General features: G+C 66.2%; 23 protein-coding genes. 20 read left to right on the forward strand and 3 right to left on the reverse strand.

Annotated elements, in window-relative coordinates:
- Positions 1 to 109: 109 nt before the first annotated feature.
- Positions 110 to 385 (reverse strand): helix-turn-helix domain-containing protein, encoded by a 276-nt coding sequence (locus AC6R2M_RS04480; RefSeq protein ID WP_500485884.1) that lies wholly within the window; start codon positions 383 to 385, stop codon positions 110 to 112.
- Positions 386 to 881: 496 nt separating this feature from the next.
- On the opposite strand from AC6R2M_RS04480, the gene AC6R2M_RS04485 reads away from it, so the two are divergent.
- The 13 genes from AC6R2M_RS04485 to AC6R2M_RS04545 all read left to right on the forward strand — a co-directional run bounded on the left by AC6R2M_RS04485 (position 882) and on the right by AC6R2M_RS04545 (position 10,025).
- Positions 882 to 1,220, forward strand: a complete 339-nt coding sequence (locus AC6R2M_RS04485) for an HNH endonuclease signature motif containing protein (RefSeq protein WP_500485886.1) — start codon at positions 882 to 884, stop codon at positions 1,218 to 1,220.
- Positions 1,221 to 1,266: 46 nt separating this feature from the next.
- Positions 1,267 to 1,752 carry a hypothetical protein gene (locus tag AC6R2M_RS04490; protein WP_500485888.1) on the forward strand — a complete coding sequence of 162 codons (486 nt, stop codon included), beginning with the start codon at positions 1,267 to 1,269 and terminating at the stop codon, positions 1,750 to 1,752.
- Complete coding sequence (locus AC6R2M_RS04495; RefSeq protein WP_500485890.1) at positions 1,752 to 3,443, forward strand: terminase large subunit domain-containing protein; 1,692 nt, start codon at positions 1,752 to 1,754, stop codon at positions 3,441 to 3,443. The genes AC6R2M_RS04490 and AC6R2M_RS04495 overlap by 1 nt, the downstream gene beginning before the upstream one ends.
- Positions 3,440 to 4,690: a phage portal protein gene (locus tag AC6R2M_RS04500; protein ID WP_500485892.1), complete on the forward strand. Its 1,251-nt coding sequence runs from the start codon at positions 3,440 to 3,442 to the stop codon at positions 4,688 to 4,690. The genes AC6R2M_RS04495 and AC6R2M_RS04500 overlap by 4 nt, the downstream gene beginning before the upstream one ends.
- A gap of 2 nt (positions 4,691 to 4,692) precedes the next feature.
- The gene (locus AC6R2M_RS04505; protein WP_500485894.1) at positions 4,693 to 5,403 is read left to right on the forward strand and encodes an HK97 family phage prohead protease; all 711 of its coding nucleotides are present in this window, start codon (positions 4,693 to 4,695) and stop codon (positions 5,401 to 5,403) included.
- Between the two features lie 30 nt (positions 5,404 to 5,433).
- The gene (locus AC6R2M_RS04510) at positions 5,434 to 6,873 is read left to right on the forward strand and encodes a phage major capsid protein (protein ID WP_500485896.1); all 1,440 of its coding nucleotides are present in this window, start codon (positions 5,434 to 5,436) and stop codon (positions 6,871 to 6,873) included.
- Positions 6,874 to 6,937: 64 nt separating this feature from the next.
- Positions 6,938 to 7,438 (forward strand): hypothetical protein, encoded by a 501-nt coding sequence (locus AC6R2M_RS04515; protein WP_500485898.1) that lies wholly within the window; start codon positions 6,938 to 6,940, stop codon positions 7,436 to 7,438.
- A 3-nt stretch (positions 7,439 to 7,441) separates the two neighbouring features.
- A complete protein-coding gene (locus AC6R2M_RS04520) occupies positions 7,442 to 8,017 on the forward strand; it encodes a head-tail connector protein (protein ID WP_500485900.1) in 576 nt (191 codons plus the stop codon).
- A complete protein-coding gene (locus AC6R2M_RS04525; protein ID WP_500485902.1) occupies positions 8,017 to 8,355 on the forward strand; it encodes a head-tail adaptor protein in 339 nt (112 codons plus the stop codon). Before AC6R2M_RS04520 ends, AC6R2M_RS04525 begins: the two co-directional genes overlap by 1 nt.
- Positions 8,352 to 8,834 carry an HK97-gp10 family putative phage morphogenesis protein gene (locus tag AC6R2M_RS04530; protein ID WP_500485904.1) on the forward strand — a complete coding sequence of 161 codons (483 nt, stop codon included), beginning with the start codon at positions 8,352 to 8,354 and terminating at the stop codon, positions 8,832 to 8,834. The genes AC6R2M_RS04525 and AC6R2M_RS04530 overlap by 4 nt, the downstream gene beginning before the upstream one ends.
- A gap of 3 nt (positions 8,835 to 8,837) precedes the next feature.
- Positions 8,838 to 9,245, forward strand: a complete 408-nt coding sequence (gp17, locus tag AC6R2M_RS04535) for a tail completion protein gp17 (protein ID WP_500485906.1) — start codon at positions 8,838 to 8,840, stop codon at positions 9,243 to 9,245.
- Positions 9,238 to 9,666 (forward strand): phage tail tube protein, encoded by a 429-nt coding sequence (locus AC6R2M_RS04540; RefSeq protein WP_500485908.1) that lies wholly within the window; start codon positions 9,238 to 9,240, stop codon positions 9,664 to 9,666. The genes gp17 and AC6R2M_RS04540 overlap by 8 nt, the downstream gene beginning before the upstream one ends.
- Positions 9,667 to 9,668: 2 nt before the next feature.
- Complete coding sequence (locus tag AC6R2M_RS04545) at positions 9,669 to 10,025, forward strand: GTA-gp10 family protein (protein ID WP_500485910.1); 357 nt, start codon at positions 9,669 to 9,671, stop codon at positions 10,023 to 10,025.
- A 282-nt stretch (positions 10,026 to 10,307) separates the two neighbouring features.
- Here the strand turns inward: AC6R2M_RS04545 and AC6R2M_RS04550 are convergent, their stop codons facing one another.
- Positions 10,308 to 10,793 carry a hypothetical protein gene (locus tag AC6R2M_RS04550; protein ID WP_500485912.1) on the reverse strand — a complete coding sequence of 162 codons (486 nt, stop codon included), beginning with the start codon at positions 10,791 to 10,793 and terminating at the stop codon, positions 10,308 to 10,310.
- A gap of 59 nt (positions 10,794 to 10,852) precedes the next feature.
- Between AC6R2M_RS04550 and AC6R2M_RS04555 the strand changes: the two genes are divergently transcribed.
- From AC6R2M_RS04555 to AC6R2M_RS04565, 3 genes are read left to right on the forward strand one after another with little or no spacing between them, the layout of a single operon-like run.
- On the forward strand, positions 10,853 to 13,363 hold the full coding sequence (locus AC6R2M_RS04555; protein WP_500485914.1) for a hypothetical protein: 2,511 nt from the start codon (positions 10,853 to 10,855) through the stop codon (positions 13,361 to 13,363).
- Complete coding sequence (locus AC6R2M_RS04560) at positions 13,363 to 13,968, forward strand: hypothetical protein (RefSeq protein WP_500485916.1); 606 nt, start codon at positions 13,363 to 13,365, stop codon at positions 13,966 to 13,968. Before AC6R2M_RS04555 ends, AC6R2M_RS04560 begins: the two co-directional genes overlap by 1 nt.
- Positions 13,929 to 14,540 (forward strand): baseplate hub domain-containing protein, encoded by a 612-nt coding sequence (locus AC6R2M_RS04565; protein WP_500485918.1) that lies wholly within the window; start codon positions 13,929 to 13,931, stop codon positions 14,538 to 14,540. Before AC6R2M_RS04560 ends, AC6R2M_RS04565 begins: the two co-directional genes overlap by 40 nt.
- Before the next feature lie 84 nt (positions 14,541 to 14,624).
- Here AC6R2M_RS04565 and AC6R2M_RS04570 read toward each other — a convergent pair whose 3' ends face one another.
- Positions 14,625 to 14,834: a hypothetical protein gene (locus AC6R2M_RS04570; protein WP_500485920.1), complete on the reverse strand. Its 210-nt coding sequence runs from the start codon at positions 14,832 to 14,834 to the stop codon at positions 14,625 to 14,627.
- A 56-nt stretch (positions 14,835 to 14,890) separates the two neighbouring features.
- On the opposite strand from AC6R2M_RS04570, the gene AC6R2M_RS04575 reads away from it, so the two are divergent.
- Genes AC6R2M_RS04575 through AC6R2M_RS04590 form a run of 4 tightly spaced genes read left to right on the forward strand, consistent with a single transcriptional unit; the run spans position 14,891 to position 18,995 of the window.
- On the forward strand, positions 14,891 to 15,289 hold the full coding sequence (locus tag AC6R2M_RS04575) for a DUF6950 family protein (protein WP_500485922.1): 399 nt from the start codon (positions 14,891 to 14,893) through the stop codon (positions 15,287 to 15,289).
- A gap of 3 nt (positions 15,290 to 15,292) precedes the next feature.
- Entirely contained in the window at positions 15,293 to 18,079 is a 2,787-nt protein-coding gene (locus tag AC6R2M_RS04580) for a hypothetical protein (protein WP_500485924.1), read from the forward strand.
- Complete coding sequence (locus tag AC6R2M_RS04585) at positions 18,079 to 18,519, forward strand: hypothetical protein (protein WP_500485926.1); 441 nt, start codon at positions 18,079 to 18,081, stop codon at positions 18,517 to 18,519. The genes AC6R2M_RS04580 and AC6R2M_RS04585 overlap by 1 nt, the downstream gene beginning before the upstream one ends.
- Complete coding sequence (locus AC6R2M_RS04590) at positions 18,516 to 18,995, forward strand: hypothetical protein (protein ID WP_500485928.1); 480 nt, start codon at positions 18,516 to 18,518, stop codon at positions 18,993 to 18,995. The genes AC6R2M_RS04585 and AC6R2M_RS04590 overlap by 4 nt, the downstream gene beginning before the upstream one ends.

The raw sequence follows: 18,995 nt of genomic DNA on the forward strand, positions 1-18,995 counted from the left end.
CGATCCGTGTCGCAGCCTTCGTAGCCGAGCGCCGGGTGGCCCTGAAGACGGGATAGCCGATCTTCCAGGATGGAGAACCATGGGCTCGCGCAAGCGGGCCCTTCGTCGTTCAAGAGGTAGGGTTCGCGCTGACGGCGCGCTCGGCGAGCCGGCGAAGCCGCTCGGGCAGGATGCCGGAGCCGGCGCCGTTCGCGGCCAGCTCAAGCATCGCCATCGCGGCGGCGTTGATATGGATCGGCCGCACCTTCGAGCGCCCGGTCTCGATGTCCTCGTAGGTTCGGACCGGGACGCCCATCGCCTCGGCGAACTTGGCTTGCGAGAGGTCGGCGCTTTCGCGCCACTGGCGCAGGGTCGCTCGGGGGTCGGCGTCATCGGCAAGGATCATTGAAGGGGTCTCCGAGCTTTGCTATCTTCCGGGAACCGAGGGAGTGCTAGCTCCCCCGGCCCCCGGAGTTACCGGCTGATGGAGAGGGTCAGTCTCCACCGGCCAATCCGGACTTGGAAGGTGAGCTTGACGCTCATGGGTGCCTCCTAGTCCTGCCGAAGCGGGATTGCTTCGGTAAGAGCGTTATCCCACGAAAACCGTGGTGACGCAAGCGAATACCACGGAAACCGTGGAATTACTTTGGCCCCGTCGAGCGCAAGTTCGGCGGGGCTTTCGCATGGGGCAGGGCGCTCGATGGACCTCTCTCGCTTCGCCGACTGCGTTCTGCCGGAAGACGGTCCGCTGTTCTCGAAGGATCGCCCGGCGCGTTACGGGAAGCTCGGCTATGGCTCGACTGTCGCAGATGCCGGGGCGGATCGGTTCCCCTCCCTCCCGCGTTCGCCAGCCCCCGAAGGAAGCCGATAGCTTCTACCTCTCGCCCGAGTGGCGCGGGCTCATGGCGACGATCAAGCGGGAGCGCGGGAGCGTCTGTCAGGAGTGCGGGACGCCCGGCCGCGTGATCGGCGACCACGTCAAAGAGATCAAGGACGGCGGGGCGAAGCTCGACCCGGCGAACATCCGCCTGCTCTGCCTGCCCTGCCACAACGGGAAGACGGCGAAGGCGAAGCGGGCGAGGGCTCGATCCGGAGGCCGGGGGGCGTCTGAAAGTTCGGAGGGCTCGACCCTCTGGGAACCGGCGTCTCTCTCACGCGGAGATTTTATTTCTGCGGGGCCGAGTTTTCGGAGCGTTCGGTCGCCTCGTCATTGCTGGAACCCCTGTCAGACAGGGGTTTGATCGGGTCGGCCAAGCGGTCGGCCCGTTTTGTTTTCAGGAGGCCGTCGTGTCTCAGGTGTTCGACCTCTTCGGCGATCCGGTCCACCCGAACCACGGGCGGCGGGGCCGCCCGGCCCATGTCGCGACGCAGGCCAACCGCGACAAGGTCGCGATGCTCCTCGCCTTCGGCTGGAGCAATGAGCGGATTGCGAGAGCGCTGGTCATCAGCCTGCCGACGCTTCGCAGGGCCTACAAGAACGAGCTGAAGGTCCGCCTTCTCGCCCGCGACCGGTTGGACGCCCGCCTGGCCGAGAAGCTGTTCGAGCAGGTCAACGCCGGCAATGTCGGCGCCATGCGCGAGTTCCGGAAGTTGCTCGCCGAGAACGATCAGATGGAGGCGCAGCGCTCCTTCATGCGCAAGGAGCCCGCCGCGAAAGAGGAGAAGGCCGAGAAGCTCGGCAAGAAGGAGGCCGCGCAGCTCGCGGCCGAGAGCGCCGGCCTCGGCACGGAATGGGGCTCCGACCTCACCCGCGTCATCGCCCGGCGGAACTGATGAACTGGTCGACCGCCTGCCTCGATTGGAAGGAGCGAATCGTAGCGGGTCGAACGCTTGTGCCGGACCTGCCTCTCTTCGAGGAGGAGGCGGCACTCGGCCACCGCGTCTTCAATCGCCTGCGTCTTCCCGACGTCATCGGCCAGCCGACAATGGCGGAGGCGGGAAGCGTCTGGCTCGACCCGCTCGTGCGGGCAATCTTCGGCTCCTACGATCCGGAGACCAATCGCCGGATGATCCAAGAGTACTTCGTGCTGATGCCGAAGAAGAACTCGAAATCCTCCGGTGCCGGCGCGATCATGGTCACGGCCATGATCGTGAACCGCCGTCCGGGCGCCGAGGGGCTGTTCGTGGCGCCGACGAAGAAGATCGCGGACATCGCCTACAAGCAGGCGATGGGGATCGTCCGGGCGGACCCAGAGCTCGACAAGATCTTCCGCTGTTCGCATCACAGCCGCCTGATCGTCCATCGGCGCAGCGGTGCGGAACTGCAGGTCAAGGCGGCCGATACCGACGTCATCACCGGCGGCAAGCAGACGTACACGCTGATCGACGAGACGCACGTCTTCGCGAAGAAGTCGAACGCAGCGGACATCTTCACCGAGATCCGCGGCGCCCTCGCGGCCCGGCCGGACGGCTTCCTGATTCAGGTGACGACGCAGTCGAAGGAGCCGCCGACGGGCGTGTTCAAGTCCGAGCTCGCGACGGCCCGCAAGGTCCGGGATGGCGAACTCATCCTGCCGATGCTGCCGGTCCTCTACGAGCTTCCCGAAGAGGTCGCGGCCGACGACGGATGGAAGGATCGCCGCACCTGGGCGATGGTCAACCCGAACCTCCACAAGTCGGTTCAGGAACAGTTCCTGATCGACGCTCTGATCAAGGCGGAGGAGGAGGGGGCCGAGGCGCTCGCGCTTCTCGCCAGCCAGCACTTCAACGTTGAGATCGGCCTGCGTCACCGGTCGGACAGTTGGGCCGGTGCCCCGTACTGGATCGGCGCCGGGGACAAGAGCCTGACGATCGAGACGCTGATCGAGCGCTGCGACGTCGTGGTCGTCGGTGCGGACGGCGGCGGCCTCGACGACCTGTTCGGCGCATGCTTCCTCGGCCGCGACCGGGTGACCCGCGAGTGGCTCGCCGTGCTCCGCGCGTGGGCGCAGGACGATGTCCTGCAGCGCCGCAAGGAGATCGTCTCGAAGCTGGGTGACTTCGTGGAAGAGGGGTCGCTGACGATCTGCGAGGCCGATCCAGGGCAAGACTTGCGCGAGTTCTGCGAGATCGTCGAGCGGCTCGATAAGGCCGGCATACTTGCCGAGAAATGGGCCATCGGCCTCGACCCTGTCGGCGTTGCCGCGCTCGTCGATGCTCTCGCCGAGATCGGGATCGAGGGCGACCGTATCGCCGCCGTGGCTCAGGGCTTCCGGCTGAACGGCGCCATCCTCGGCGCCGAGCGGAAGCTGAAGGACGGGACGCTCTGGCACGATGGCTCGGGCCTGGGCGCCTGGGTCGTTTCGAACGCGAAGGTTGAGCAGCGCGGTAGCGCGGTGCTGATCACCAAGCAGGCAGCCGGCAAGGCCAAGATCGATCCGCTGATCGCGATGTTCAACGCGGTGCAACTGATGAGCCGCAATCCCGAGGCGCGAAAGGGCGGAACGATGGACGGCTTCTTCGCCAGCCTTGCAGGCGCCGCATGAACCTACTTCGCAAGACGGCCATCGCGCTCGCCACCTCCGTCGTGCGGAACCTCGCGGTGCGCGAGCCCGATAGCGTCGAGTGGAAGCGGTCGAGCGCGGACACCGGGGAGACGATCACCGACAACGCGGCGCTCGGCATTCCGGCCGTCTGGGCGTGTGTGAACCTTCTTGCAGGCACCGTCGCGACGCTGCCCCTTGTGGTCTACCGTCGCGACTCGAAGGGCGACCGGGCCGTCGCCCGCGATCATCCGCTCTACAGGGTGCTTCACGACAGCCCGAACTACGATCAGACGTCTGTCGATTTCTGGGAGTTTATGTCGGCGAGCCTCGAGCTGTGGGGAAATGCTTACGCGCGCGTGGAGCGCAGCGGATCCAAGGTTACAGGGCTGCATCCGGTCATGCCGGCGGGGGTGTCCGTGCGGCGCCTGGCGAACGGCTCGATCGAGTATCGGTGGACGCAGGACGGTCGCTACTTCGTCGAGACGGACGCGACGATGCTGCATATTCGCGGCTTCGGCGGAAACCCTCTCGGCGGCATGTCGACGCTGCATTTCGGGATCCAGACATTCGGCCTTTCGCGCGCCGCCCAGCGCGCGGCTTCTGCGACGTTCCGGAACGGTCTACGGCCAAGCGTCCAGCTGGCCTTCAAGGAATGGCTGACGCCGGAGCAGCGCGACGTCGCCGAGGAGAAGCTGACCGAGCGCTATGCCGGCGCGATGAACGCCGGCAAGCCATACATCGCAGAGGGCGGCGCCGAGCTGAAAGCGTTGTCGATCAACCCGATCGACGCGCAGCTTCTGGAGATCATGGGTCTCTCGGTCGAGCAGGTCTGCCAGCTCTTCCAGATGCCTCCGCACATGATCGGTCACACCGAGAAGTCCACCAGTTGGGGGACCGGGATCGAGCAACAGACGCTCGGCTTTCAGCGGTTCACCCTTCGCCGGCGGCTGAAGCGGATCGAACAGGCGCTGGAGAAACAGCTTCTCACGCCCGCCGATCGTACGGCTGGCATCTCGATCGAGTTCAACATCGAGGGGCTCCTGCGTGCCGACAGTGCGGGGCGCTCGCGCTTCTACCGCGAGATGACCTCGATCGGCGCCATGACGATCAACGAAGTCCGTGCCCTGGAGAACCTGCCGCCGGTCGAGGGCGGAGACGTGCCGCGGATGCAGATGCAGAACCGCCCCATCACCGACATCGACGAAGACGCGGTCCGCGCCCTGATCGCCGAACAGCGGGATAGCTGATCATGAACACTTCCGGGTTCCTCCCTCGCGTCGATCTCGGCGGCGGGCTGTTCAAGGCTGCGCCTCTCCTCAGCATCAAGGCGCTGGAGAAGTCAGGCGAGTTCGAGGGGTATGGTTCAACCTTCGGCGGTGAGCCCGACAGCTACGGCGACGTCATCGCGCCCGGCGCCTTCACCGAATCGCTGGCGGCTCACAAGGCCGCCGGCACCATGCCGAAGATGTTCTGGCAGCACGACCCGAGCCAGCCGATCGGCAAGTGGCTGGAGGCCAGCGAGGACGCCAAGGGCCTCCTGATGAAGGGCCGTCTGAACATGGGCGTGCAGCGCGCCCGCGAAGCCTACGAGCTTCTGAAGGAAGGCGACATCGACGGCCTGTCGATCGGCTATCGCATCCGCGAATACTCGGTCGACACGGAGACGAACGTCTGGACGCTGGAGAAGCTCAGCCTTCACGAGGTCTCGATCGTATCCATCGGCGCGAACGACAACGCGACGATCTCCAGCGTGAAGGCCGCGAAGGCCGCGCAGGAGCTGACGGACAAGCTCAAGGCCGGGGACCGGCTGACCGAGCGGGAGTTCGAGCTGTGGCTCAAGGGATTGGGCTTCTCGAACTCGCAGGCGGAGCGTGCCGCGCGCATCCACCTGAAGGGGCAGGGGGAACCTGCCGAAGCGGATGACGGTCTCGCGTTCCTGCGAGCCATGACCGGCCGGTAGGCCAAACCCCCAACTTTAACGGAGACCATCATGGTCAAGTCCAAGTTCTGCGTGGGCTTCCTCGCCTTCGCGCTCGTCGCTGCCATCGGCCTGATGGCTGCCGGCACGCCCGCCCTGGCCGATCCGGCCATGCAGGTCGGCCTTCATTCCATCGCTCCCGTGACCGCAGCCATCTTCGGCGTCGGCCATCTCGGTTCGATGCACTTCGGCCCCCGCGTCTGCTTCGAGGCCAGCGGCGGTGGAAGTGGCGGCGGCACCAAGACCGCCGCCGAGCTGGCCGGAGAGATCAAGGCGGCGCACGAGCGGGCCATCGCCGAAGTGAAGGGCATCGCCGAGGATGCCCTCGGCAAGGCCAAGGCGGGCGAGACGCTCGGCTCCTCCATCAAGGAGAAGGCCGACGAGGCGCTCATGAAGATGAACGGCTTCTCCGAGGAGCTGGCCGAGCTGCAGCAGAAGCTCTCGCGCGCGAACCTCGGTGGGGGTGAAGGCGGCAAGTCCTTCGGTGAGCAGTTCGTCGAAACCGAAGAGTTCAAGGCGCTCGCCGGGGCGCCGCGTTCGGGGGCCTCGGCCAGCATGTCGGTCAAGGCGGACCTGACGAGCGCGACGACGAACGCCGATGGCTCGGTCGGCGCTGCCGTCGCTCCGGTTCGCCTGCCCGGCATTCAGGAGCTGCCCCGCCGTCGCCTTGTCGTTCGCGATCTTCTGACGCCCGGCACCACGAGCGGTCCCCTGATCCAGTACATTCAGGAGACTGGCTTCGCGAACGCCGCCGCGCCGGTCGCGGAGGGTGAACTCAAGCCGCAGTCCAGCATCAAGCTTACGGACAAGGACGTTTCGACCAAGGTCATCGCGCACTGGTTCCGCGTCTCCAAGCAGATGCTCTCGGATTTTCCGCAGATCCGCTCGATGATCGACGGTCGCCTGACCTTCGGTCTCGCACTCGAGGAAGAAGAACAGCTCCTGTTCGGTGACGGCACCGGCGAGAACCTCCACGGCATCATTCCGCAGGCGACGGCGTTCGCCCTGCCGGCGGGTTACGAGGCGCCGTCTCCGCACACGGGTATCGATACGCTGCGCATCGCCATGCTTCAGGCGGTGCTGGCGGAGTATCCGGCGACCGGTCATGTCCTGCACCCGATCGACTGGGCGTCGATCGAGACCATCAAGGACGAGGTCGGCCGCTACCTGATCGGCAATCCGCAGGGCTCCATCGCGAAGACCCTCTGGAACCTGCCGGTGGTCGAGACGCCGAAGATGGCTGTGGGCAAATTCCTCACCGGCGCCTTCCAGCTCGGCGCGCAGATCTTCGATCAGTGGACGAGCCGGATCGAGGTGGGTTTCCAGAACGACGACTTCACCCGCAACAAGGTGACGATCCTCGGCGAGGAGCGGCTCGCTCTCGCGGTCTACCGGCGCGAATGCTTCATCTACGGCAGCATTCTTCCGGCGGCTCAGGCCCCCGGCAGCTGAACCTTCGGCTCATACCGAGGGGCGGGCTCCTGCCCGCCCTTCTCATGAACCGAAGGAGGCAACCATGCCCAACGAGCCCAGAGAACCCGCCGTCACCGATTTCGACGTTCTGCGCACCCACCGCGGAGATCGCTTCTATCGTGAGGGCGAAACCCGGACCGCGAAGGAGGCCGATGTCCTCCACCTGATCCGCAACGGGACGCTGCGCGCGAGCACGGCTCTGAAGTCCGACGGTCCGACCGTCGGCGAGTTCGTCGCTGCTGGCTACAAGGCGTCCAACTATCCCCCGTCCGGCTACGCCTCGCGCAGTACGGCTGACGAGATTGCTGCGGCCATCGCGGCCGAGGCCACACCGCCCGCAGCCGCGACCGTCACCGCCCCGAAGGACGACCCGGCTGCGGTTTCGTCCGACTCGCCGCCTTCGTCTGGCGCATCTGAACCCCTGGCAACGGAGACCGAACCCATGGCTGCAGCCGAGAAGGGAGCGCAGGCTCCGGACAACAAGGCGGCACCCAAGCCCGACAACAAGGCGGCGCCCAAGCCGTCGAACAAGTCGGCGAGCTGATCGGTGCGCGTCGTCGTCATCGATGGGCCGGCGCCGGCTGTGAGCCTCGAAGAGGCAAAACGCCACCTGCGCATCTTCGAGACCGATGGCGACGGCGCGCCCCTGCCAAGCGAGGACGATTCTTACGTCGAGGCGCTGATCGCTGCCGCGCAGGGGCACATCGATGGCCCCGCCGGGCGGTTGGGTCGTGCGGTGGGCGTCCAGACCCTGGAGCTCCTTGCAGACGCATGGCCGCGTCGTTTGCCCTGCCGGCCCGTCATCGAAGTCATCAGCGCGACCATCGAGGGCGAAGAAATCGCCGGCGTCATCGTTGAACCGGACGGACTGGTCAGGGGGCCGCCCTGCAATGCTCCGGGCAGTATCCGTATTCGCTACCGCGCGGGCTATGGCCAGTGGCGCGGAGAGGGGGATGGGCGCGAACTGGTGACGGTTGCCCCTGCGCCACTCAAGCAGGCGATACTTCTGATGGTTGGCCATTGGTTCGCGAACCGCGAAGCGGTGGTCACTGGAACCATAGCGACTGAGATTCCGATGGCCGTGGAAACTTTGCTCTGGCCCTATCACCTTCGGGTGGCCTGATGCGTGCCGGCGATCTCGATCGGCGCGTCACGCTGGAGCGAGACGGGGCGCCGACGCGGAACGCGCTGAACGAGCTCGTGCCCGGCCCGCCCGTTAAGCTGACTGTCTCGGCTTCATACCGCCGCGCAACGGCGCGAGAGCGTGTCGCGTCGCAGGAGGTGGGGGCAGAGGTTTCCTCGGTGTTCGAGGTCCGCTGGTCATCACGCACGAAGGAAATCGATCCGACCTGGCGTCTCGTCTACGAGGGTCGGACCTATCAGGTGACCGGCGTCTTCGAGATCGGTCGCCGAGAGGGTCTGCGGATCGAGGCGACAGCGCGCGCGGAGCTTGTCGCTTGAGGCGCGGGGTCGTTCACATCAAGGGGCTCCGCGAAGTCCAAGACGCCTTGCGTCAGCTGCCGAAAGCGACCGGGCGCGCCGCCATGCGCAAGGTGCTGCGCGAGGGAGGCGAGCCGATCGCGCGCGCGGCCCGGCAGAACGCGCCGCGCGATACGTGGAAGCTCCATGAATCGATCGACGTCAGCCCGACGCTGTCGCGCTCGCAACGCGGCAGCAGTGGCTCGGTCAAGACGTCGAAGGGCTGGCGTCGCGCGGCCAAGTCGAGCGTCGCCATGTATGTCGGCCCAGGCCCGAACCCGCAGGCGATCACGCAGGAGTTCGGCACTTTCAAGGAGCCCGCGCAGCCCTTCATGCGCCCGGCCTGGGATGCGGAGAAGATGAACGCGCTCGGCATCATCCGCGATTCGCTGTGGGCCGAGATCGACGCCGCCGTCGCGCGGAACACGAGGCGGCTCGCCTTCCGGCACAAGGAAGTCTGACCAATGGAAGAGGCGCTCGTCGCGCACCTCCTGGCCGATGCCGGGCTGGCGGCGCTCGTCGGCAATCGCGTGGACTGGCTCGTCCGTCCGCAGACATCCGCGTTGCCCGCCGTGACGCTGACCGGCGTCTCGGGCGTGCGTGACTATCACAACGCCGGGCCATCCGGCCTCGTCGTCTCGCGCGTCCAAGTGGACGCCTGGGCGGTGACGTTCCTCGGAGCCCTTGAAGCTGCGCGCGCGGTCGAGGCATCCCTTTCCGGCCTGCGGACTCAGGTCGCGCAAACGAGCTTTCAGGGCTGCTTTCTGGAGAACGAGCGGCAGTCCTTCGAAGAGGGGACGGGCGGGGCGCAGGTGCGCCGGGTCAGTCTCGATTTCACGATCCATCATCGAAAGGTTCAGGACGATGGCTGAAACGGGTGCAATGATCGGCCACGGCTCCCGCTTGGAGCTGAAGGCTGCTGCGGATGCGGACTTCGTCGAGATCGCGGAGGTGTACGACATCACCCCGCCCTCGGACAGCGTCGATGTCATCGACGCGACCCACTCGCAGTCGCCGAACGCGACGCGCGAGTTCATTACCGGCCTGAACGATCCAGGCGAATGCTCGTTCGAAATGAACTTCATTCCCGGCAGCCCGGCGGATACGAAGATCCAGGCAGTCCGCGCGGCGCGTGAGCGCGTCCAGTGCCGCATCACCTTTCCCAACGATGTCACCTGGACCTTCTCGGGCATCCTGACCGGCTACGAGCCGGCGGCTCCGACCGACGACAAAATGACGGCGACCGTCACGTTCAAAGTGACCGGCTCCTACGTCACCGGCACTGCAGCCTGACGATGCCGAACCCGAACCGCGGCGGGACCGCCGTCAAGGTTGGGGAGGAGGAGTTCACCTTCTCCTTCTCGACGAACGCCATGTGCGAACTCGAAGATGCGGTCGACCTGCCGATGATGCAGGTCGTCGCGAAGCTGCAGGATCGCGACAATCTGCGGATCAGCATGATCCGCAAGATCGTGTGGGCCGCGCTCCTCGACCATCATCCGGGCATCTCGCTGGAGAGTGCCGGGGATGTCCTTTCCAAGGTCGGTGTGAACGCCGCGCTTCCCGCGATCGGGCGGGCCTTCACGCTGGCCTTCCCGTCAGAGGAGGCGGAGGGAACCGCCCGCCCTCGGAAGGCAGCGGCGAAGGGCTAGACTGGCTCGCGCTGCTGCGGACATGGGTTGAATGCGGTCAGGCGCCAGATCTCTTCTGGCGCCTGACCCTTCGAGAGGTCGGCGTCGTCATGGACGGCGTCGCGGGACGCCTCCGACGCGAGCATAACGAGCGCGCCTGGCTCGCCTGGCACGTCGAGGCGCTGGCGAGAACGAAGAAGCTACCGAAGCTGAAGACGCTCCTGCACGGAGAGAAGCGGGCGCGGCCAAAAGCGCAGGGGTGGGAAGATCATCTCGCCATTGCTCTGCAGTGGACGGCAGCACTCACCTCTGTGGGCAGTTCGCCTCAATGATCTCAAACACTTTACTCGCGCCAATCGATGGGAATGAACCCTGTTTGTTGGACGAGCGAAAGGGGATGGGATCGTTGTTTGCACTCATGAATGCTTCGGCAAGAGCTTCGCTATCGGCAGGATTGCTCGCTCGTTGAGCCCCGACGTTCTGCATATCGGTGTCAGAGAACAGAACATCGCGGGTCTCTTCCCCAGCCCGAAATTGAACCGTGGTTGGTCCGCCGCCGGAAATGTTTCCGGGCAAAAATACAAATCGAAGCCCGCCAGCGTTGCTGCAAGCAGCCAATAGGTTCGACTTCATGAAGCCATCGCCGCCCTCGGAAACTGCGCCGACCGCATAGACTTCACCCGAGAAAGTATCCTGCCGGTAAACGACGCTCCATCCTTGTTGAGTTGCTTGGGCAAGCGCTGCGGTGGGCATCACCGCAGCAGCGCATATCGCAATATACCGTCGCATTTTTACTCCTTCGTCTCGCGAAAGCGAACGATAGCCGCTGCAACTCGAAAGGGTAAGTCATGTCCGGCAACGCTGTGATCGGTGCGCTGCGCGTCGATCTGGGACTCGAGACGGCAGCATGGGAAGACGGCCTCCAGAAGGTCGAGGACGACATCGCGGCGCTCGGGCGCACACTGGCCGCCGGCCTTGCGGTCATCGCCGCCGGCTTCACCGCCGGGGTGACCGCCGCCATCTACCGCATGGAGCAGATGGAGGTCGCGAGCCGGAAGGTCGATCAGGTCTTGGCGAACACGGGCAACGCCGCGAACACTTCGGCCGCCGAGATTGCGGAGTGGGCCGACGAACTGGAGATGCGGACCGGGCGGGCCGGGGAAGAGGTGATGGCGGTTGCCGCGAACCTCGCCTCCTACGGGTTCGGCGAAGACATCTTCTTCCGCGCGATCGAACTCGCCGACGACATGTCCGCCGCGTGGGGCGGCGACCTCCGCCAGAACCTCGACGGCCTCGCCCGCGCGCTGGAGAACCCGGAAAAGGGTCTCGCCATGCTCTCGGCCCGAGGCATCACCTTCACTGCCGAAGGCCGGAAGATGGCCGTCGAACTGGCGAAGATGGGCAGGAACGCCGAAGCTGCCGCCGTCCTGATGGACGAGCTGGAAAGTCAGGTGAAGGGTGCAGCGGAGGCCGGGTTTTCCGGTCTGACGAAGTCTCTCGCCAACGCGCAGAAGGCGCTTGAGGAGTTCTTCGAAGGCTTCGTCACCGGTGGGGGGATGACCGACATTCTCGCCCGCGGGCTCGATGCGGTGACCGCCGGACTTCTCTACGTGACGCAGCATATCGGCACGCTGACCAAGGTGGCCGCGACGGCGGGCATCACAATGGCGGCGGCCTTCTCCCCGCAGCTGCTCGGGCAGGTTCGCGCCATCGCCGTCGCGATCGACACGCAACTCGTGGTGGCGATGAACCGTCTGAACGTTGCGATCGCCCGCAACCCGATGGGTGCTCTGGCGGTCGGCATCACGGCGGCTGCGACCGCCCTGACTCTGTTCCGTCACGATATCCAGCCCATTGCCGGCGAGGCCGCATCGCTCGGTGATTACATGGCTGCCGCGTGGGCCGGCGTCATCCCGCATGTCCAAGCAGCCGGTCAGTCGATCCAGTCCGCCGCGCGCGGCGCCTTCGATCGCTGGTGGGAGGCGACGCGTCAGACTGCCGCGATGATCGGGCAGTGGACGGGACTCTGGACGATCGGCGCGAACGAGGTCGCCGACGCCAATTCGCAGGCGGCGGACGAGACCGTGCGCAAGTGGGGCTGGGGTATTGATGAGACGATCCGGGAGATCGCGTTCCTCGGCGCGGCAGGGGAGGCGACGAAGCAGGCCTTCGTGGCCGCGTTCAGCAACTTCCCCGACCTGATGAAGGACGTGGCCGCTCGTGCCATGAATGGCTTTCTTGAGGTCGTCGAATGGGCGCTGGAGAAAGTGACGACCGGGTTGAACGCGGCTCTGTCTGTGATCAACGCAGGGCGTTCGCTTGGAGGGTACGATCCGCTCGACGGATTCAGTACGCCAGACCTGAGCGGCTGGACGCAGGAAGCCGGCACCGCCGCGGCGGATGTCGCCGCCGTCTTCACCGACACCTTCGCGAAAGCGCAGTCGGGTATCGCCTCCAGCCTCAACGGCGCGCTCGAAAGCTGGCGTGGCAACGCCCTCGATCTGGCGGGCACGCGGCGAGAGCTGACTGAGACCGGAAACGCGGTTCGCGCATTCGGCGATCTTGCGGACCAAGCGCTTGGCGGCGCTGGTGGCAGCGCATCAGGATCGGGCAGCGGACGGACCGGGCTCTCCAAGGATGCGCAGGACGCTGCGCGGATCTTCGAGCAAACCCGCACGCCGCTCGAACGCTACCAGGCGCAGATTGCCCGGCTGAACGAACTTCTGCGCATCGGGAAGATCGACCAGGATACCTACAACCGGGCGGTCCTTCAGGCGCAGGTCGATTTCGACAAGGCGACCAAGCAGGCAGAGAAGTCGACAGACACGCTCTCGAAGGCGGGCGACCGCATGGGCAGCATGTTCGCCAGCGCGTTTCAGGGTCTCATCGACGGCACGAAGCGGTTCTCCGACGTCCTCGGCGACGCGATGAGCCAGCTGGCGAACATGTTCATCAGCGACGCTTTCCAGGCCATCTTCGGCGGCGGCTCGCGCGGGTCCGGAGGTGGCGGCTTTCTCGCGTCTCTCTTCGGCGGGTTCAAGCTGCCGGGCTTCGCGAACGGCGGCGAGTTCAAGGTGGGCGGTGCCGGCGGCATCGACAGTCAGGTTGTCGCCTTCCGCGCCAGCCCGAACGAGCATGTGGCCATCACGAAGCCGGGTCAGCGCCATGGCGCGGCGGGCGGCATCGCCGACGTGCGGGTGTTCGTCGATCAGGACGGAAACTGGCAGGCGGCAGTCGAGCGGATCAGCAGCGGCGTCGCGGCGAACACTGTCGGCGCCTATGACCGGCAGCTGGGCCCCGGTCGTACCATAGGCGAAAAGATGGCGAGCGCCCGAGGCATGAACCGGAGCGGTTTCTGATGGCCTCGCCGCTCCCGAATGTCGGATATTGGGCCGACCTCGCCATCGCGCGTTCAGAATCGTCATCCCGCTCCGGCGCGCGCCTGACGAACGTGGTCGAGTTCGCCGATCCTGTTTGGACGGCCGATCTCTCGACGGTCGCGATGCACGAGGCGGACTTCCGCGCGTTCGAGGCGTGGCGCGACGCGTTGCGCGGGGCGCTGCGACCGGTCCTCTACCGGCACTCGGGTTATACAGGACCGCGCGCTCATGCCTCGACGCCGGTCCCTCCGGCGCAGGCGGGAACGGTCTCGACCATCACGAGCGGAAATGTCGTCAGGATCACCGGCGTCCACACGGCGCTCGTCCTGTCGGCCGGTGATTTCGTGACGTTCGAGCAAGGCGCCTCCCGCGCGCTCGGCCGCATCGTCGAGGCGACCGGCACAGGCACCGTGCGAACCGTGACCGTTGAGCCTGCCCTGCCGCGGAGCTTCGTGGCCGGGGCGGTCGCACGGTTCGATCGCGCCGAGCTCGTGATGCGCCAGGTGCCAGGGTCGTGGTCGAAAACCCGCGTTCAGGACGCGGCATGGCGCGGATCGTTCCAGCTCATGGAGAGCCGGGCATGAGGTCGCTCAACGCCGAGACCCTGGCGCTACTGGACGCCGGGCGCGCGAACATCCGCGGGATGATGCGCTTTGACTTCGGCAGCGGAACCTATGCGTTCTGGACCGGAGCGGAGGCGCTCACGTTCGGCGGCCTGACCTACCTGCCGGGCGGCGTGATCGAAGTTGCCGCGATCCCCGGCTCGTGGGGCATGAACGCGGAGGGGCTGGAGATCAGCCTCGCGGCCGCACCTGACGACGGGCTGACGCCTGCGGTCCTGGCGACGATCGAGGCCGAGGATTACCACCAGCGGCCGGTGACCGCGTCGGACGCCTATCTGCATCCCGACACCGGCGCCGTCCTCTTCATCGAGCCGGTCTATCGCGGGTTCGTGGACACGATTGTTCACGAGGACGGGCCGAACGGTCGCCTCGTGGTGAACTGCGAAAGCCGCGCCCTCGACAACAATCGCGAGGGCTACCGCATCCGCTCGACGGCGGACCAGGCCCTCATCTCTGCCGGGGACCGCTTCTTCGAGCATGCCGAGGTGGCGGGGAAAACCGAAGTCTTCTGGGGAAGGGAAAAAACGCGATGAATGAACATCTTCAGGCGCAGGTGCTGGCTCTGCAAACGAGCTTGAGCCAGCACCAAGCGGGGTCGCAGCGTGAAATTAGCGAGCTTAAAGCGCGCGTAGCGCTTCTTGAAGCGCGTCTTTCGCGGCTTCCCGAGCGATCTTCTTGAGTTCGTTCTCGGGCTTATTGCCGGGAGTCTTAATTGGCACGTGGATGTTCACGTGCCCGTGTCTTCCGTCACCCATATCGCCGTTGAACGAAATGCTCGCCGTATCTCCCATCAAATCGACGGTGAGGTTGGTTAGAGCCAATGGCATTCGAGCCTCCTTGTCTCGGCTTCTCGGGATGAGTAGCCGCGCAACCGGACATTGTCATGCGACCTGACGGCTGGGAACAGGCGCTTGCCGACGCGATCGAGCGTCACGCCGCGCTGCCGTTCGATTGGGGCGTCTCGGACTGCTTCGTGATGGCGACGGATGCGGCCTCGGCCGCGACCGGATCGCCGGTCCTTGCCGAGTATCGCCGCTACACGACGGAGACGGGTGCGGCGCGCGTCATGCGCCGGGCTGGCGTCGAGGACGTCGGTTCGCTCTTCGCCCTTCACCTCGAACCCGTCGCGCCCGCTCTGGCGCAGCGCGGCGCCCTCGGCGTGATCGAGCGCGAGGGGCAGATTGCTGCCGGCGTCTTCACCTCTTTCGGCTTAGCCGTAAAGGCGGAGCATGGCGTCCTCTACGAGCCGCTGACGGCGGTCGCGCGCGCCTTCAAGGTCTGATCCATGCCCTTCCTCGCACCTGTCATCGGCGCCATCGCTGGGGCCGTGGGCGCAGCCGCGTCCTTCATCGGCGGTCTCGGCTTCGTCGGGAAAGCCGTCATCGGCATCGGCCTGCAGCTCGCGGCGAACGCCATCGCGAAGAAGCAGCAGAAGACGTCGAACGAGCCGCGCGGGACGCAGCTGGAAGTCCAGTACGGCGGATCGCAGCCGCGACAGATCGGCGTCGGCCTCTTCGCCACGGCGGGGCAGGACGTCTATACGAACACCTTCGGCAAGGCGAACGTCTTCATCACGAAGGTCTTCGAGCTCTCGGATTTCCCGATCGCGGGGCTCTCTCGTGTCGCGGTGAACGGCGATTGGCGGACCCTGACGGGTGCGGAGGACCATCGCGGCCGCGCAGTCGAAGGCTATGTCGGTGACCTCTGGATCAAGATCTATCGCGGCCTGCCCGGAGAGGCGGCGGACCCGCACCTGATCGAGACATCGAACCCGCCGGGGCGCTGGACGAGCGATCACCGTGGCGTGGGCGTCGCCAAGGCGATCGTCCTCGCGCGCTACGACGACGAGCGCATGTCGAGCTTCCCGACGCTGCTCTTCGAGTGTCGGGGCCTCTCCTACGACCCGCGCCGTGACACGACGGTCGGAGGCTCGGGGACGCAGCGCTTCGGGAACATCGCGACCTGGGCCTACAGCGAGAACCCGATCGTCCAGGCCTACACCTACGAGCGCGGCTTCTTCATCAACGGTGAGCTGATCATCGGCAAGGGCATGCCGACCGGCGACCTTCCGCTCGGCCCGTGGATGGCCGCGATGAACGTCTGCGACGAGGCGGTGGCCGGCGGCGAGGCGCGCTATCGCTCCGGCGTCATCTTCACAGCGGCGGACGGGACGACGCACCGCGACAATCTCGAGCCGGTCCTGAACGCGGCCGGTGCGGCGTTGGTCGAGCGCGTCGATGGTGATCTCCCCATCGTCGGCGCAAATCAGCCCGTCGTCGCGACCCTGACGGATGATGACCTGATCGTCGGGGAGACGCTGACGTTCCAGGCGAAGCGCTCGCGCTCGACCCTGATCAACGCCGTCCATGGCGCCTACAACAGCCCGAAGGATCTGTGGGCCTCGACCGCCTATCCGGCGCAGCGCGACGCGACGGCGCTGGCGGTGGACCGCGAGCGCCATGCGGTGCAGATCGACTTCGGGGCGGTCTACATCGAGCGCCAGGGGACCACGCTGGCCCTGCAGGCGCTGCGAGAGAACCGCTATCAGGCGAGCGCCACGGCGGTCGTCCGCCCGCGCTGGATCGTTCTCGAAATCGGCGACTGGATCCGCTGGAACCTGAAAGGCCAGGGCGACCGCATCTGGCGCGTCGTCGGCCGTTCGCTCGCGCCCCTCGGGGAGAACGGCGCGCGCAACGTGACGCTCAGCCTGCAGGAAGTCGGACCGGGCATCTATGACCAGTCCGTCGTGATCCCCGAAGGTCCGGCGCGCGTTCCCCTCGCCGGGCCGGTGTTCCAGTCCACGGTGAACGGCTTCCTCGCCTTCGCCTCGGTGGCGCAGGCCGAGAACGGCCGGACCTATCCGGCGATCATCGCGCAGTGGGACGCGATCGACGACGTGACGGTCGATTCGGTGACCGTCGAATACTGGAAGGAGAGCGACCCGGCCAACCGCATCCGCAAGACGGTCCAGCTCGGCGGCGGGACCGTGCGGCCGACGCGCGTCCAGATCGTCGAAGGCCTGTTGCCGCGCACGCGCTACGTCCTGCAGGCGACGGTCAACACGAACCCGCCGCGCGCGACGTTCTGGTCCGGTTCGCACACAGTCGTGACGCTGGAGGAAGACCTCGCCTTCCAGCTGGCGCAGCTGAACAAGGACGTCACCGACATCATCCAGCGCGGCAACGAGGCGCAGCAGCGCTTCGAGGCGACGATCGAGGAGATCTCGAACACCGTCTCGGTGATGCTGGCGGAAGCTGCCACGGGCCGCCGGGACATGAAGACGGGCATCTATCGGGAGGAGCGGACCCGGATCGAGGCGGACCGGGCGCTGGCCGAGCGGACCGACGGCGTGGTGGCGGAGCTTCGCGATCCGACGACGGGACTTCCGGCGCAGGCGACCGCATTGCAGCAGCTGCGAGGCGAGGTCACCACCATCGACGGCAAGGTGGCGTCGAACGCCTCGGCCATCACCGTGACGCAGGCCAGCCTCAAGGGAACGCAGGATACCGTCGCGGCTCAAGGCCAGTCGATCTCTGCCCTCAATTCTGAGGTCACGAACGTCGGCAATCGGGTGACCGCGAATTCGAGCGCGATCACTTCGACGCAATCGAGCCTTGAGGCAACGCAGAACACGGTCGCCGGCCATGCGCAGGGACTGTCCTATCTGAACTCGGAGGTGGAGCGGGTCGATGGGCGGGTGACCGCGACGGCTGAATCGGTCAGTGGCGTGTCCGCCCGCGTCGGCAATCTCGACGCATCCGGGCTGATCTCGTTCCAGGTGTCGTCGAGCCAGGCCAACGGATCGTTCGCGCGCCTCGCGATCCTCGCTCGGGCGCGGTCCGATCAGAGTTTCAAGGAAACCGGGCTCTTCCTCGATGCCACGCCGACCGGATCCACGGTTCTGATCTCGACCGACCGGCTCATCGTTGCCGCTGGAGGTGTCGGGATCGCGCCCTTCGTCGTCGAACAGGGCGTCGTGAAGCTCGCTCTCGCGCGCTTTCAGACGCTCGTTTCGATGAGCGGCAAGCTCATCATCGACGGTCAGTCCGGCGTCATCGAGGTCTACGACTGATGGCGCGGCGTGTTCACATGTCAGCCGGGCGGCTCGTCATCAGCCTGCCCGGCTACGACGCACCGAACCCGCCGGTGGAAGGGCTGGCTTTCGACAGCACATGGCCCTTCGCCGGGCTCGTTCTCGGGCGAGGCGTGTATTCCGATCCGGCTCCGCCGCACTCTGACGGCCGCACCACCGGACTGACTGACGGCGCTTCAACCCGTACCATCCCGGCGCGGGGTTTGCGCTCGGGCTACAGCCATCTGCTCGTCCTCTTCTTCGAGATGAGCGGCGCCCGCGTCGTTCGCCAGCGTATCTGGCGAGGCACGATCCTGGACGGGGCGACGATCTCCGTTCCACGAAAGTACCGTGAGTTTCGATCGAGTTCGGGCGCGATCACTGCGCAGGGTTGGGAGAGGTGGCCAACGCCTCGCTCCTATCTGGTGATCGCAGGATGAAGCGTCTCGAACTCGGTCGCCTGTCCGCGGACGGGGCGTTCGGCCTTCGCGTCTCGGCGCCCGGTCACGACGTCGGCAACCCCAACGCCCGGTTGCTCTTCGATACGAACACGCCGCTCGCGGCCGCGCTGATGAAGACCGCCATCTCGGTCGGCTACACGCGGCAGGTTCTGCAGGTCACACCGCCCTATGGTCTGGAAGGAACGCGGACGACGGTCTTCCGGCACACCAGCAGCTGGACGTTCCCGACGCCGCTTCCATGGGCGCCGGTCTGCGTCATAGGCTACACGACCAACATCAACGGGACGGTGCGCAGCTTCGACGTCAACTGCGCGCAGGACCAGTCCAACCTCGTCGAATACGAGAGCACCTCGACGGGCGTCACCGTGTTCATCACCGAGGGCACGGTCGGCGAGGTCGATTATTCGGCCAACCCGATCCACCGCATCACCGTCCTGAACGTTGCGAGGCCCTGA

This window comes from Aureimonas sp. CAS (assembly GCF_059838215.1).

Coding starts and splice junctions, on each gene's coding strand:
- AC6R2M_RS04585 (WP_500485926.1), top strand. CDS start 18,079: ATGGCGCGGCGTGTTCACATGTCAGCCGGGCGGCTCGTCATCAGCCTG.
- AC6R2M_RS04545 (WP_500485910.1), top strand. CDS start 9,669: ATGCCGAACCCGAACCGCGGCGGGACCGCCGTCAAGGTTGGGGAGGAG.
- AC6R2M_RS04555 (WP_500485914.1), top strand. CDS start 10,853: ATGTCCGGCAACGCTGTGATCGGTGCGCTGCGCGTCGATCTGGGACTC.
- AC6R2M_RS04510 (WP_500485896.1), top strand. CDS start 5,434: ATGGTCAAGTCCAAGTTCTGCGTGGGCTTCCTCGCCTTCGCGCTCGTC.
- gp17 (WP_500485906.1), top strand. CDS start 8,838: ATGGAAGAGGCGCTCGTCGCGCACCTCCTGGCCGATGCCGGGCTGGCG.
- AC6R2M_RS04515 (WP_500485898.1), top strand. CDS start 6,938: ATGCCCAACGAGCCCAGAGAACCCGCCGTCACCGATTTCGACGTTCTG.
- AC6R2M_RS04580 (WP_500485924.1), top strand. CDS start 15,293: ATGCCCTTCCTCGCACCTGTCATCGGCGCCATCGCTGGGGCCGTGGGC.
- AC6R2M_RS04480 (WP_500485884.1), bottom strand. CDS start 385: ATGATCCTTGCCGATGACGCCGACCCCCGAGCGACCCTGCGCCAGTGG.
- AC6R2M_RS04565 (WP_500485918.1), top strand. CDS start 13,929: ATGGCGCGGATCGTTCCAGCTCATGGAGAGCCGGGCATGAGGTCGCTC.
- AC6R2M_RS04505 (WP_500485894.1), top strand. CDS start 4,693: ATGAACACTTCCGGGTTCCTCCCTCGCGTCGATCTCGGCGGCGGGCTG.
- AC6R2M_RS04575 (WP_500485922.1), top strand. CDS start 14,891: ATGCGACCTGACGGCTGGGAACAGGCGCTTGCCGACGCGATCGAGCGT.
- AC6R2M_RS04550 (WP_500485912.1), bottom strand. CDS start 10,793: ATGCGACGGTATATTGCGATATGCGCTGCTGCGGTGATGCCCACCGCA.
- AC6R2M_RS04525 (WP_500485902.1), top strand. CDS start 8,017: ATGCGTGCCGGCGATCTCGATCGGCGCGTCACGCTGGAGCGAGACGGG.
- AC6R2M_RS04570 (WP_500485920.1), bottom strand. CDS start 14,834: ATGCCATTGGCTCTAACCAACCTCACCGTCGATTTGATGGGAGATACG.
- AC6R2M_RS04560 (WP_500485916.1), top strand. CDS start 13,363: ATGGCCTCGCCGCTCCCGAATGTCGGATATTGGGCCGACCTCGCCATC.
- AC6R2M_RS04485 (WP_500485886.1), top strand. CDS start 882: ATGGCGACGATCAAGCGGGAGCGCGGGAGCGTCTGTCAGGAGTGCGGG.
- AC6R2M_RS04495 (WP_500485890.1), top strand. CDS start 1,752: ATGAACTGGTCGACCGCCTGCCTCGATTGGAAGGAGCGAATCGTAGCG.
- AC6R2M_RS04590 (WP_500485928.1), top strand. CDS start 18,516: ATGAAGCGTCTCGAACTCGGTCGCCTGTCCGCGGACGGGGCGTTCGGC.
- AC6R2M_RS04500 (WP_500485892.1), top strand. CDS start 3,440: ATGAACCTACTTCGCAAGACGGCCATCGCGCTCGCCACCTCCGTCGTG.
- AC6R2M_RS04540 (WP_500485908.1), top strand. CDS start 9,238: ATGGCTGAAACGGGTGCAATGATCGGCCACGGCTCCCGCTTGGAGCTG.